Source organism: Aromatoleum sp., assembly GCF_035254505.1.
Lineage (GTDB): Bacteria > Pseudomonadota > Gammaproteobacteria > Burkholderiales > Rhodocyclaceae > Aromatoleum.
Genome location: NZ_DATFAO010000023.1, coordinates 1 through 12,672, shown reverse-complemented (window position 1 = coordinate 12,672; position 12,672 = coordinate 1). Strand labels below are relative to the sequence as shown.

Annotated in this window: 12 protein-coding genes; 11 read left to right on the top strand and 1 reads right to left on the bottom strand. The window is 66.2% G+C overall.

The window, feature by feature from the left end; all coding sequences use genetic code 11:
- Nucleotides 1-207: 207 nt before the first annotated feature.
- On the top strand, nucleotides 208-402 hold the full coding sequence (locus VJ673_RS04205) for a YfhL family 4Fe-4S dicluster ferredoxin (RefSeq protein ID WP_324124783.1): 195 nt from the start codon (nucleotides 208-210) through the stop codon (nucleotides 400-402).
- A gap of 3 nt (nucleotides 403-405) precedes the next feature.
- On the opposite strand, the gene paaX is transcribed toward VJ673_RS04205, so the two are convergent.
- Nucleotides 406-1,362, bottom strand: coding sequence for a phenylacetic acid degradation operon negative regulatory protein PaaX (gene paaX, locus VJ673_RS04200; protein ID WP_324124782.1), 957 nt, complete (start codon nucleotides 1,360-1,362; stop codon nucleotides 406-408).
- A 279-nt stretch (nucleotides 1,363-1,641) separates the two neighbouring features.
- On the opposite strand from paaX, the gene fdhD reads away from it, so the two are divergent.
- From fdhD to VJ673_RS04150, 10 genes are all read left to right on the top strand, one after another.
- Nucleotides 1,642-2,463 carry a formate dehydrogenase accessory sulfurtransferase FdhD gene (gene fdhD / locus VJ673_RS04195; protein WP_324124781.1) on the top strand — a complete coding sequence of 274 codons (822 nt, stop codon included), beginning with the start codon at nucleotides 1,642-1,644 and terminating at the stop codon, nucleotides 2,461-2,463.
- Between the two features lie 18 nt (nucleotides 2,464-2,481).
- Entirely contained in the window at nucleotides 2,482-5,235 is a 2,754-nt protein-coding gene (locus VJ673_RS04190; RefSeq protein ID WP_324124780.1) for a molybdopterin-dependent oxidoreductase, read from the top strand.
- Entirely contained in the window at nucleotides 5,232-5,879 is a 648-nt protein-coding gene (locus VJ673_RS04185) for a 4Fe-4S dicluster domain-containing protein (RefSeq protein ID WP_324124779.1), read from the top strand. Before VJ673_RS04190 ends, VJ673_RS04185 begins: the two co-directional genes overlap by 4 nt.
- Before the next feature lie 11 nt (nucleotides 5,880-5,890).
- On the top strand, nucleotides 5,891-6,805 hold the full coding sequence (locus VJ673_RS04180; protein WP_324124778.1) for a DmsC/YnfH family molybdoenzyme membrane anchor subunit: 915 nt from the start codon (nucleotides 5,891-5,893) through the stop codon (nucleotides 6,803-6,805).
- Between the two features lie 114 nt (nucleotides 6,806-6,919).
- Nucleotides 6,920-7,492, top strand: a complete 573-nt coding sequence (padE, locus tag VJ673_RS04175; protein WP_324124777.1) for an NADH-dependent phenylglyoxylate dehydrogenase subunit gamma — start codon at nucleotides 6,920-6,922, stop codon at nucleotides 7,490-7,492.
- Entirely contained in the window at nucleotides 7,489-7,788 is a 300-nt protein-coding gene (gene padF, locus VJ673_RS04170) for an NADH-dependent phenylglyoxylate dehydrogenase subunit delta (protein ID WP_324124776.1), read from the top strand. The genes padE and padF overlap by 4 nt, the downstream gene beginning before the upstream one ends.
- Entirely contained in the window at nucleotides 7,785-9,038 is a 1,254-nt protein-coding gene (gene padG, locus VJ673_RS04165) for an NADH-dependent phenylglyoxylate dehydrogenase subunit alpha (RefSeq protein ID WP_324124775.1), read from the top strand. Before padF ends, padG begins: the two co-directional genes overlap by 4 nt.
- Before the next feature lie 7 nt (nucleotides 9,039-9,045).
- Nucleotides 9,046-10,314 carry an NADH-dependent phenylglyoxylate dehydrogenase subunit epsilon gene (padH, locus tag VJ673_RS04160; protein WP_324124774.1) on the top strand — a complete coding sequence of 423 codons (1,269 nt, stop codon included), beginning with the start codon at nucleotides 9,046-9,048 and terminating at the stop codon, nucleotides 10,312-10,314.
- A 10-nt stretch (nucleotides 10,315-10,324) separates the two neighbouring features.
- Entirely contained in the window at nucleotides 10,325-11,653 is a 1,329-nt protein-coding gene (padI, locus tag VJ673_RS04155; RefSeq protein ID WP_324124773.1) for an NADH-dependent phenylglyoxylate dehydrogenase subunit beta, read from the top strand.
- Nucleotides 11,643-12,672, top strand: a 1,030-nt coding sequence (locus VJ673_RS04150; protein ID WP_324124772.1) for an AMP-binding protein, incomplete at its 3' end; no start/stop codon positions are given. The genes padI and VJ673_RS04150, both read left to right, overlap by 11 nt.

The window sequence follows — 12,672 nt, the reverse complement described above, 5'->3', positions numbered from 1 at the left end:
CGTTTGATGACCGACGATGGCTTCAACGTCGGCAAGGTGTTGTATAAAGGCAGCCGTCCGGCGTATCAGCCGGAGCCGAAGGGTTGTGTGGCGGTTGCCGAGCTCGAAGCCGATTTCGCACTGTGACGGCGATCAGTGCCCGGGTGCGATGAACATCGAGCCCCTCCAACCCCTCCGTTTCCGAAAAATCGACAGGAGTGAGCCGAAATGGCCCTGCAAATCAACGAAGACTGTATCAGCTGCGACGTCTGCGTCGCCGAATGCCCGAACGAGGCGATCGCCGAAGGCGATCCGAGCTTCGTCATCGACGCCGCCAAGTGCACCGAGTGCAAGGGGCATTACGACAGCCCGCAGTGCCAGGACGTCTGTCCGGTGGATGCGATCGTGCCGCTGGCGGCCTGAGCCTCAGTTTTCAGCCACTTCCGGCGTCGCGGCCTCGGTGTCCAGGCCGCCGAAGCGCTGGTAGAAGTAGGGCGCCGCGCCGGGGAGGGCTCCGGCCGGCGTCTCGCAGACCGCCATCAGGTGCTCTTGCGACAGCCGCCAGGTGATGCGGTAGATGTCCTGGCAGAGCGCCCGCGCCGCGGCGCCGCTCCAGTCGCGCGGCATCAGTTGCGGCGGCAGTTGCGGGTCATGCAGCAGGGCTCGCCGAAACTCGTGCATCATCAAGGTCTGCACGAGAAAGCACTGTTCGGGATCGAGATTGCGGGTGCTGCGCAGCGAGCGCAGGACCGGCCGCAGATGATCCGAAAATTCCTGGTATCCGGCCTCGATCGATTCGAGGTTCCAGCATTCGCGGGCGAGATCCTGCAGCGGCTGGGTCGATAGCGCGCCCAGCGTCGCCGCCCGCATCGGCACGACCTTGTCCTGCGTGCCCGTCTCCTGAAGGATTTCCTGCAAGGTCGCGGTGTCGGCCGACGGGTGACCCATCACGCCCGGGGCGACGTTGCCGTAGCCCGCCCACGACAACTCCTTGCGTAGCGCATCGCGTTCGGGCGAGCCGAGCGTCGAGGGCAGCACGACGAGCTGCCACTGCCCGTCCCAGATGTCCTGCGGGGCATCGTAGATCCGCCGGTAGGCGTGTTCGAAACGCCGCCGCCCGGAGGCCGTGAGGCTGTAGTAGCTCTTGCGGCCGATCTGTTCCGATTCCAGCCAGTGGTCCTGCGACAGCCGATACACGCTGGTGCGCACCATGCGCTCGTTCAGGCCCAGCGGTTCGACGAGCCGGATGAAGCTGCCGAGCCACACCGTGCCGCCGTGCGGGGCGATGAAGTCGCCGTAGACCGTGATGATCAGCGAATTGGCGCGGGGTCGCAGCTCGGCGAGGGAATCGCTGATCCATTGCTCGAGGAAGCGGCTTTTCATTGAGGCGGCACCAAGGGTAGATCGGCGCCGGACGGCGTCGTCGTTGGGAGTTTCGATTCTAACCCTATGTCGCTGGCGTTGCGAAACGCTTCCGGTCTTCTGTTCTACGAGGGAGTGTAAGGAAGCTTTTTCAAAGATTGATGAAAGTCAAATAGTGTTGATAAATGCGATACAAAAACATTGACTATGGACTGCTTGTTTTGTATCGTTAAGTCCATGGCGTCGTCGTTGGCTTGCCGATTTCCGGCGAGCGCGGCAAACCGGTCGGCGAGGTGAGCAATGCACGGCAGTGCGGCTTCGAAGATGGCGGATGGACACGGCAAGTACGGCGTGGAGCGTCGGGTCGGCGGCGGTACGGTTCGCGTCGAGGACACGGTGGCCGAAGAGGTGCCGGTAGCCCTGGTCTACAACGGTTTCTCGCACGCGGTGATGATGGCGACGCCGCAGGATCTGGAGGACTTTGCGCTCGGTTTCAGCCTGAGCGAGGGGATCGCAGGTGAGGTTCGGGACATCCTCGACATCGAGGTCATCGAGCACGCCCAAGGGTGCGAAGTCCAGATGCAGCTCGCCGGCCCCCGTTTCGCCTGTCTGCGCGAGCGGCGCCGCGCGATGGTGGGACGTACCGGTTGTGGCATCTGTGGCGTCGAAAGCCTCGAGCAGCTCGCGAAGCGTCCTGTCGCGAACATCGCAGGCGCCGGGGTGCTGGAAGCCGGCGCCTTGCTGCGCGCGCAGGCCGAGCTGCAGTCGATGCAGCATCTCTTCGATCTGACCGGCGCGGTCCACGCCGCCGCCTGGTGTGGTTTCGACGGCAAAGTCGAACTGGTGCGCGAGGACGTCGGCCGCCACAACGCGCTGGACAAGCTGATCGGTGCGGTCGCTACCCGGCGCATGTCCTTTGCCGACGGTTTCGTGCTGATGACGAGCCGCGCGAGCTACGAAATCGTTCAGAAGGCCGCCGCGGTGGGTATTGCGGTGGTCGCGGCGGTATCCGCGCCGACCGGCATGGCGGTGCGCATGGCTGAGGAAGCCGGGCTGACGCTGATCGGTTTCGCGCGCGGCGAGCGTCACAGCATCTACTCGCATCCCGAGCGGGTCCATTAAAAAGCAAACGGGGGAGACATGCCCACAAGCACCAATCCGCAGTCCGTGCGGAAGGTCCCGACCTATTGCTACAACTGCGTCGCCGGACCGGATTTCATGAACGTGAAGGTCGTCGACGGCGTCGCGACCGAGATCGAACCGAACTTCGCCGCGGAAGACGTCCATCCCGCGCGCGGCCGCGTGTGCGTGAAGGCCTACGGTCTGGTGCAGAAGACCTACAACCCGCACCGCGTGCTGCAACCGATGAAGCGCACCAACCCGAAGAAGGGGCGCGACGAGGATCCGGGCTTCGTGCCGATCTCGTGGGACGAGGCGCTGGACCTGGTCTCCGGCAAGTTGAATTCGGTGCGCGCGAAGGGGCTGGTCGACGACTCCGGCCTGCCGCGCGTCGCCGCGACCTTCGGCCATGGCGGCACGCCGGGCATGTACATGGGCACGCTGCCGGCCTTCCTCGCCGCGTGGGGCGCGATCGACTACAGCTTCGGTTCCGGCCAGGGCGTGAAGTGCGTGCATTCGGAGCACCTCTACGGGGAATTCTGGCATCGCGGCTTCACGGTCGCGGCCGACACGCCGCTGGCGCGCTACGTGATCTCGATCGGCTCGAACGTCGAGGCTTCCGGCGGGCCCTGTGCCGTCACGCGCCACGCCGATGCGCGTGTGCGCGGCTACAAGCGCGTGCAGGTCGAGCCGCACCTGTCGGTAACCGGTGCCTGTTCGGCCGAGTGGGTGCCGATCCGCCCGAAGACCGATCCGGCCTTCATGTTCGCGCTGATCCACGTGCTGGTGTGCGAGCAGGGACTGGACAAGTTGGACGTGGCCTTCCTGCGCGACCGGACCTCGTCGCCGTATCTGGTCGGGCCGGACGGCCTGTACCTGCGCGACGCCGAATCCGGCAAGCCGCTCCTGTGGGATGAACGCAGCGGCCGCGCAGTGCCTTTCGACACCGAAGGCGCGGTGCCAGCGGTGGCGGGGCGTTTCCGCGTGGAGGGGGCGGTCAGCGTCGACGCGGACGACGCGCGCCAGCAGTTCGACGTCGCCGAGGGCGTGACCGCTTACACCAAACTCGTCGAGCACATGGAGAAATACTCGCCGGAGTGGGCTCAGTCGATCTGCGACGTGCAGGCGGAAACGATCCGCCGTGTCGCGAACGAGTATCTGGAAAACGCCTGCATCGGCGAAACCATCGAGATCGACGGCCAGACGCTGCCGCTGCGTCCGGTGGCGGTGACGCTCGGCAAGTCGGTGAACAACGGCTGGGGCGCGTTCGAATGCTGCTGGGCGCGCACGCTGCTGGCGACACTGGTCGGCGCACTGGAGAATCCGGGCGGCACGCTCGGCACGACCGTACGCCTGAACCGCCCGCACGATAACCGCCTGCTGAGCGTGAAGGCCGGCGAAGACGGTTTCATGGCGCAGTACTTCAACCCGACGGACAAGGAACACTGGGTCGCGAAGCCGACCGGGCGCAATATCCACCGCACGCTGGTGCCCATCGTCGGCAACACGGCGTGGAGCCAGGCGCTCGGCCCGACGCAGCTGGCGTGGATGTTCCAGCGCGAGGTGCCGGAAGACTGGAACCTGCCGATGCCGACGATGCCGGACGTGTGGTTCATCTACCGCACCAACCCGGCGATCTCGTTCTGGGACACGCGCACGCTGGTCGAGGAGATCGCGAAGTTCCCCTTCACGGTGTCCTTCGCCTACACGCTGGACGAGACGAACTGGATGGCCGACCTGCTGCTGCCCGAGGCGACCGACCTCGAATCGCTGCAGATGATCAAGGTTGGCGGCACGAAGTTCGTCGAGCAGTTCTGGGAGCACCGCGGCGTGGTGCTGCGCCAGCCGGCGGTGGAGCCGCAGGGCGACACGCGCGACTTCACGTGGATCAGCACCCAACTCGCGAAGCGAACCGGCCTGCTGGAACAGTACAACAACGCGCTCAACCGCGGCGCGGGCGGCGGCGCGCCGCTGAAGGCGGAGCACTACGACTACAGCCTGGATACGAAAGCCGAGCACGGTGTCGAGGAGATCTGGGACGCCGTGTGCCGCGCGTCGAGCGCGAGCCTCTCCGAAGGGCGCGAGGTGCATGACCTGGAGTGGTTCAAGCAGCACGGTTTCTACACGGTGCCGATGTCGAAGACCGAGTGGTACCTGAGCCCGACGCTGGCGCAGCAGGGTCTGCGCTACGAGATGCCGTATCAGGAGCGTCTGCTGCGCATCGGCCGCGAGCTCGGAAACCGCCTGCACGAGCAGAAGATGCACTGGTGGGACGAGCAGCTCTCCGAATACGCGGCGCTCCCCGAATGGCACGACGTGCCGGGCCGCTGGACGCAGCAGATCGCCAACGCGGGCGGCAAGCCGGAGGACTTCCCGCTGTGGCTGCTCGCGACCAAGAGCATGCAGTACCACACCGGCGGCAACGCCAGCATCGCGCTGATGCGCGAGGTCGCGCAGAACGTGCGCGGTCACACCGGCGTGATCATGAACGCGAAGACGGCGAAGAGCTTGGGCATCAGTGATGGAGATCGCATCGAGGTGCGCTCGCACATCGGCGCGACCTACGGCGACGCGGTCCTCGCGCAGGGCGTGCGACCCGACACGCTGGTGATCCTGGGCCAGTTCGACCACTGGGCCACCCCCGTCGCGAAGGACTTCGGCATGCCGAGCCTGAACACCATCGCGCCGATGTCGATGGAACTGACGGATGCGACGGGGTCGGGGTCGGACATCGTGCGCGTCGCCGTGCGCAAGGTCGAAAGGAGTGCAGCATGACCCGCTACGTGATGGCCATCGACCTACGCCGCTGCGTGGGCTGCCAGACCTGTACCGCCGCCTGCAAGAACGCCAACGCGACGCCGCCGGGCGTGCAGTGGCGACGCGTGTTGGACCTCGAAACCGGCGAGTTCCCCGACGTGCGCCGCAGTTTCGTGCCGGTCGCCTGCATGCACTGCGACGAGCCGCCGTGCGAGGAGGTCTGCCCCACCAAGGCGACGACCAAGCGGCCCGACGGGCTCGTCGCCATCGACTACGACACCTGTATCGGCTGCGCGAACTGCGTGATGGCCTGTCCCTACGAGGCGCGCTCGATCGTGCACGAGGCGAAGTTTGCGTACGGCGACAAGCCGATCAAGTCGGAGGAAGTGCGCTTCGACCCGGCACGCATCGGGGTGTCGATGAAATGCACCTTCTGCATCGACCGCATCGACCTCGCGGCGAAGACCGGACAGGTGCCCGGACGCGATCCCGAGGTTACACCGGCCTGCGTGAATTCCTGCATCTCCGGCGCGATGGCCTTCGGCGATATCGACGACCCGAACAGCAAGGTGAGCCGGCTGATCGCCGAGAACAAGACTTTCCGCATGCACGAGGAGCTCGGCACCGGGCCGGGCGTGTATTACATCTGGGACAAGGCGTGAGCGGGTCAGACATGAGCAAGCAATCGAGAAAGATGCGAGCCGGCGACCGCGTCGGGCCGCACCAGCAGCACAACTGGGACTGGCGTGCAGCGTCGAATTTCATCGCTGGCGGCGCGGGCGGCGGGCTGCTCGCGTTCGCGGCCTTCGCGAGCCTGTGGGGCGTGGACGTGCGCGCGCTGCTTGTCGCGGGCATGGCGCTGATCGGCACTGGGCTCACCTGCGTGTGGTTCGAGATCGGCAAGCCGTGGCGGGCGCTCAACGTGTATCGCCATCTGGCGACCTCGTGGATGACGCGCGAAGCGGCCGTCGCGCCCTTCGTGTTCGGCTCCGGCGTGCTGGCGCTGGCGACGGGGCAGAGCCTTTTCGTGCTGCTGACCGGCGTTTTCGGTGCCTGCTTCGTGTATGCGCAGGCCCGGATCCTCGCTGCCGACAAGGGAATTCCGGCCTGGCGTCACCCGCGTTGCATGCCGCTGATCGCCGCGACGGGTTTCGCGGAGGGTGCGAGCCTGCTGGCCGTGGCGGCGCCCTTCGTGATTCCGCAGGTTGCCGGGCAGATCGCGGTGGCGACCGGCGTACTGGTGCTGCTCCTTGCCCGCGTACTGCTGTGGCGCAACTACCTTGCCGGCCTGCGCACTGACGGCGCCCCCGAGGGCAGTCTGCGCGCGCTGTCGTCGATCAACGGGCGCTTCCTGACGTACGGCAATCTGCTGCCGGCCATTCTGCTGCTGGTCGGCGTGCTGGGAGCCCCGCTCGCGGGTGCGGCGCTGGCGATCGCCGGACTAGCGGCCGTCGCTGGCGGCTGGTTGTTCAAGTACACGCTGGTCCGGCGGGCCGCCTTCACCCAGGGCTTTGCCTTGCCGCATCTGCCGGTGCGTGGGCGCGGCACGTCCGGGCCGGCGGTGAAGCCGGGTTGGGGTGGGGCGTAGGGCGGGATGTAATCCCGCCGCACCACGGCATTCATTTTCGGCGGGATCCGAACCCCGCTACGACAACAACGCGGGATCACGCAGTCCCGTGCCTGCACTGCAGGAGGAGACGACATGTACGAAGTGCGATTCCATGGCCGGGGCGGCCAGGGTTCGGTGATGGCGTCCGGCATTCTCGCCGCGGCGATGGTGGAGGAGGGCAAGTACGCGGTGTCGATCCCGTCCTTCGGGTTCGAGCGCCGCGGCGCGCCGGTGGTGTCCTTCCTGCGCATGAGCGACCGCGAGATCCGGCAGCTAACCAATATCTACAACCCGGACTGCATCGTCTGCGTCGACCCGACGCTGACCAAGTCCGTCGATATCTTCGCCGGCATGAAGCCGGGCGGGACGCTCGTGCAGACGACGCACAGCCCGCTCGCCGAGCTGGCTATCCCGGAATGCGTCGCCACCGTCGGTCTGCTCGACGCGGTGAAGATCGCGCTCGAAATTTTCAAGCGCCCGATCACGAACACGCTGATGCTCGGCGCCTTCGCAAAGACGACGGGCGTCGTGTCGCTCGACTCGCTGAAGCGCGCGCTGGAGGATTCCGACTTCCGCGACGCGGGTCTCGCGCAGAACATGACGGCGCTGGAGCGCGGCTACGCCGAGGTGGTCTTGCACCAGATCGAAAGGAGGGTCGCGGCATGAGCCGGCACCACAGTTATCCGCTGTTCAACCTCGAACAGGCGGGCGTTCCCGACGACCTCTGTCCGGTCGCGACCGTCGTCAGCCCGATGCTGCCCGGTGACTGGCGCAGCATGCGGCCGGTCGTCGATCGCGACAAGTGCGTGAAATGCGCGGTGTGCTGGCTGTACTGCCCGGTGCAGTGCGTCGAGGAGCACGCCGCGTGGTTCGACTTCAACCTGAACACCTGCAAGGGCTGCGGGATCTGTGCCAACGAGTGCCCGCAGCGGGCGATCACGATGATCGGGGAAGCCCAATGACGACAGCCACGCTGGAAAAGGCCGCGGCAGCCGAAGCGCCGCGCAAGCAGAAGGTGATCCTCGCCGAAGGCAATGAAGCGGCCGCGCTGGGCGTCGCACTCGCGCGGCCGGACATGGTGTCGGTGTATCCGATCACGCCGCAGTCCTCGCTCGTCGAGCACCTCGCGAAGCTGATCGCCGACGGCCGCATGGACGCCGACATCGTCGATGCCGAAGGGGAGCACTCGGTGCTGTCCGTGCTGCAGGGCGGGGCGCTTGCGGGCGCTCGGACCTACACCGCGACCTGCGGCCCGGGCCTCGCCTTCATGTTCGAGCCCTATTTCCGTACTCCCGGCATGCGTCTGCCGATCGTGCTGACCATCGTCACGCGCGACGGCATCACGCCGCAGTCGGTGTGGGGCGGCCATCAGGACGCGATGACGGTGCGCGAGGCGGGCTGGATCCAGGTCTACTGCGAGAACGTGCAGGAGGTCCTCGACACCACCGTGATGGCCTTCAAGATCGCCGAACACCACGACGTGATGCTCCCGGTGAACGTCTGTCTCGACGGCAACTACCTCTCCTACGGCGCCTCGCGCGTCGAGATGCCGGACCAGGCCGACGTCGATGAATTCATGGGCGAGAAGGACGTGAACTGGCACGTCGCGCTCGACCCGCTGCGTCCGATGGCGGTCGATCCGCTGACGGGCGGCACCACCGGCAAGGGCCCGCAGACCTTCGTGCGCTACCGCAAGGGCCAGTGCGGCGGTATGCAGAACGCGCTGCGCGTGATCGAGGAAGTGCACGCCGACTGGGCGAAGCGCATCGGCCGCAGCTTCGCGCCGCTGGTCGAGGAGTACCGGCTAGACGACGCGGAGTTCGCGATCATGACGCTCGGCAGCATGACGGGCGCCGCGAAGGATGCCATCGACGAGGCGCGCGACGCCGGCAAGAAGGTCGGCCTCATCAAGATCAAGACCTTCAGCCCGTTCCCGGTCGAAGCGCTGATGAAGGCGCTCGCCAAGGTCAAGGCCCTGGGCGTGCTCGACCGCTCGGTAGGCTTCCGCTGGAACTGTGGGCCGATGTATCAGGAGACGCTGGGCGTGCTGTACCGCCTCGGCCGCTTCATTCCGTCGATGAGCTTCATCGGCGGGCTGGCCGGTGCGGACATCACGATCCCGCATGTGCATCGCGTGATCGACGAGACCGAGGCGCTGCTCAATGGGGCCATCGCCCCGACCGAGCCCGTGTGGCTCAACGAAAAGGATTGAGGCCAGCATGGACCGAGCCATCGAACACACCAAATACCTGATCGCCGGCAGCAGCCACGCGGCGCTGGAGGCGATCAACGCGATCCGCATGCACGACGCGGAAGGGCCGATCACCGTCGTCACGCGCGATTCGTATCTGCCGTATTCGCCCACCGTGTTGCCCTACGTCGTGTCCGGCAAGTCCGCGCCGGCACGCATCTTCCTGCGCGACGAAGACTTCTTCGCCCGTAACAAGGTGAGCTACCGGCCCGAGTCGGCGCTGAAGACGTTGCATGCCGACCGCAACACAGCCGAGCTCGCCGACGGCTCCAGCGTCGTCTACGAAAAGCTGCTGCTCGCAACCGGCGCCTCGCCCGCGATTCCGCCGATCCCCGGCATCGATACGGTCTCCTATCATGTGCTGCGCACGCTGGACGACGCGCTCAAGCTGCGCGGCGCGATCGCCGAGTCGAAGCAGGCTGTCGTGCTCGGCGCGGGCCTCGTCGGTATGCACGCTGCCGAGAACCTCGTGAAGGCCGGTGCGACCGTCACCATCGTGGAGATGAGCGACCAACTTACGTCCGGCTATTTCGATAAGGTCGCTGCCGACATGATCGAGCAGGCTTTCCGCGATGCCGGCGCGAAGATCATGACGGGTAGTCGTGTCGTGCGCCTGGAGCCGTCTCCCGCGGGCGCCAAGCTGACACTCGAGAACGGCTCCACGCTGGAAGCCGACCTGCTGCTCGTCGCGACCGGCGTGAAGCCCGACATGGCTTACCTCAACGGCAGCGGCGTCGAGCACCAGCAGGGCATCCTCGTCGATGACCGCATGCAGACCACCGCCGAGAACGTGTGGGCTGCCGGTGACTGCGCGCAGGCGCGAGGCTTCTTCACCGGTACGAAAGTGATGAACGCCATCCTGCCGGACGCGACGATCCAGGGCCGTGTCGCCGGCATGGCGATGGCGGGCGACCCCGGCATCAAGGACTACGCAGGTGGCGTGCCGCTCAACACCTACCACTTCTTCGGCCGCCACGCGATTTCAGTCGGATCGAGCAAGGTGCCCGAAGGCGGCGAGGTCGTCACGCGTTTCGATGACAAGACCGGCCGTTACATCAAGGCGATCTTCGACGGCGACGGCCGCCTCACCGGCATCTTCGGCGTGAATGAATTCTTCGACGGCGGTGTGATGGCGCAGCTGATCCTGCGCCGCATCGACCTCTCGCCGCTGCGGGAGCGTTTCGTCGCAAACCCGCTCGCCGTCGGCCGCGAAATCATGTCGCAGACCTGGCGCTAAGGAGCCATCAATGGGACACGCATACAGCACGATCGCCTTCGACCCCGCCAAGTGCGACGGTTGCGGCGATTGCATGAAAGCCTGCGCGCAGGCCAAGACCGGCACGGACGACATCGCACGTTCGCGCATCCAGATCCAGGGCAGGGAGAAAGCGTTTGAGCTGGCGCTGTGCCGCCAGTGCGCTGACCCGAAGTGCGTGACTGTCTGCCCGGCTGGCGCACTGAACAAGGACGGCGATACGGGTGTGATTGGCTGGGACGCATCGAAATGCGTCGACTGCCTGCTCTGCACGGTCGGCTGTTCGTATGCCGGCATCGCACTGGACGAAGCGACCGGCCACGTCGCGAAGTGCGACACCTGCGACGGTAGCCCGGCCTGTGTGCCGGCCTGCCCCAAGGGAGCACTGAAGTACATCACGACGGCGAACATCTACAACGAAGTCGGCCAGTGGGAAGACCTCTTCGCGCCCGGCCTCGCAGGCTGTCAGGGCTGCAACACGGAACTCCTGATGCGCCACACGCTGCGCCGAGTCGGTCCCGACACGGTGCTTGCGACGCCCCCGGGTTGCGTGCCGGGCATGGGCTCGGTCGGCTTCAACGGCACGACGGGCACCAAGGTCCCCGTCTTCCACCCGCTGCTCACGAACACCGCCGCCATGCTCGCCGGCATCAAGCGCCAATACAAGCGCGTCGGCCGCGAAGTCACGGCACTCGCGATCGCGGGCGACGGCGGGGCGTCCGACGTCGGCTTCCAGTCGCTCTCGGGCGCGGCCGAGCGCGGCGAGCAGATGCTCTTCATGGTCATCGACAACGAGGGCTACATGAACACCGGCATGCAGCGTTCGAGCTGCACGCCCTACGGCGCCTGGACCTCGACGACCCCCGTGGGCGAATCGTCGCGCGGCAAGACGCAGGACGCGAAGAACCTGCCGCTGATCATGATGAACCACCGCTGCGCCTACGTTGCGACGGCCTCCACGGCCTACATGGAGGACCTCTACGAAAAGCTCGACCGCGCGCTCGAGGCCTCGAAGACCGGTTTCGCCTACCTCCACGTCTATTCGCCCTGCACGACGGGCTGGCGCTTCCCGTCGAACCTGAACATGGAAGTCGCGCGCAAGGCCGTCGAGACCAACTTCGTGATGCTGTGGGAGTACACGCCGAAGACCGGCCTGCACTTTACAAAGTCGGTCGAAGACCCCTTGCCGGTGACGGAATACCTCAAGGTGATGGGCCGCTTCCGCCACCTGAGCGAGGAGCAGATCGAGCACATCCAGGGCAAGGTCGTCGAAAACATGCAGTTCGTGAAACGTATGGCGGAGACCGAACATGTCGGCTAGGGATAAGTGGGTAACGGAAAAGGGCGCAGCGCCCGGAACGCTCGACCCGATCGAGAAGGCGAGCCGCGACGAGCTCGCCGCATTGCAGCTCGAACGCCTCAAATGGAGCCTGCAGCACGCCTACGACAACGTGCCGCACTACCGGGCCGCCTTCGACGCGGCGGGCGTTCAACCGTCGGACCTGAAGCAGCTCTCGGACCTCTCGCGCTTCCCCTTCACAACGAAGAAGGAGCTGCGCGACAACTACCCCTACGGGATGTTCGCGGTGCCGATGCGCGACATCGTGCGCGTGCATGCGTCCTCGGGAACGACCGGCCTGCCGACCGTTGTCGGCTACACGAAGAACGACATCGCAATGTGGGGTTCGGTGATGGCGCGCTCGCTGCGTGCGGCCGGCGGCACCGCCGACGACATCATCCTCAACTCCTACGGCTACGGCCTCTTCACCGGCGGGCTCGGCGCCCACTACGGAGGCGAGGCACTCGGCGCGGCAGTCGTCCCGATGGGCGGCGGCAACACCGAGAAGCAGGTGCAGCTGATCCGCGAGTTCAAGCCGACGATGATCATGGCGACGCCGTCCTACATGCTGACGATCGCCGACGAGCTGCAGGCGCAAGGCGTCGATCCCGCGTCGACCAGCTTGCGAATCGGCGTCTTCGGCGCCGAACCCTGGACCAACGAGATGCGCCGCGAGATCGAGACGCGCCTCGGCATCGACGCGATCGACATCTATGGCCTGTCCGAAGTGGTCGGCCCGGGTGTCGCCTGCGAGTGCATCGAAACCAAGGACGGCCCGCACATCTGGGAAGATCATTTCTATCCGGAGATCATCGACCCGGTCACCGGCGAAGTCCTCCCCGACGGCACCCCCGGCGAACTCGTCTTCACGTCGCTCACCAAGGAAGCACTGCCCATCGTCCGCTACCGCACGCGCGACCTCACCGTGCTGCTGCCCGGCACTGCCCGCACGATGCGTCGCATCGGCAAGATCACCGGCCGCAGCGACGACATGCTGATCA

Excerpts from the sequence above, each read along its gene's own strand:
- VJ673_RS04205 (WP_324124783.1), top strand. The coding sequence starts at position 208 with ATGGCCCTGCAAATCAACGAAGACTGTATCAGCTGCGACGTCTGCGTC.
- paaX (WP_324124782.1), bottom strand. The coding sequence starts at position 1,362 with ATGAAAAGCCGCTTCCTCGAGCAATGGATCAGCGATTCCCTCGCCGAG.
- fdhD (WP_324124781.1), top strand. The coding sequence starts at position 1,642 with ATGCACGGCAGTGCGGCTTCGAAGATGGCGGATGGACACGGCAAGTAC.
- VJ673_RS04190 (WP_324124780.1), top strand. The coding sequence starts at position 2,482 with ATGCCCACAAGCACCAATCCGCAGTCCGTGCGGAAGGTCCCGACCTAT.
- VJ673_RS04185 (WP_324124779.1), top strand. The coding sequence starts at position 5,232 with ATGACCCGCTACGTGATGGCCATCGACCTACGCCGCTGCGTGGGCTGC.
- VJ673_RS04180 (WP_324124778.1), top strand. The coding sequence starts at position 5,891 with ATGAGCAAGCAATCGAGAAAGATGCGAGCCGGCGACCGCGTCGGGCCG.
- padE (WP_324124777.1), top strand. The coding sequence starts at position 6,920 with ATGTACGAAGTGCGATTCCATGGCCGGGGCGGCCAGGGTTCGGTGATG.
- padF (WP_324124776.1), top strand. The coding sequence starts at position 7,489 with ATGAGCCGGCACCACAGTTATCCGCTGTTCAACCTCGAACAGGCGGGC.
- padG (WP_324124775.1), top strand. The coding sequence starts at position 7,785 with ATGACGACAGCCACGCTGGAAAAGGCCGCGGCAGCCGAAGCGCCGCGC.
- padH (WP_324124774.1), top strand. The coding sequence starts at position 9,046 with ATGGACCGAGCCATCGAACACACCAAATACCTGATCGCCGGCAGCAGC.
- padI (WP_324124773.1), top strand. The coding sequence starts at position 10,325 with ATGGGACACGCATACAGCACGATCGCCTTCGACCCCGCCAAGTGCGAC.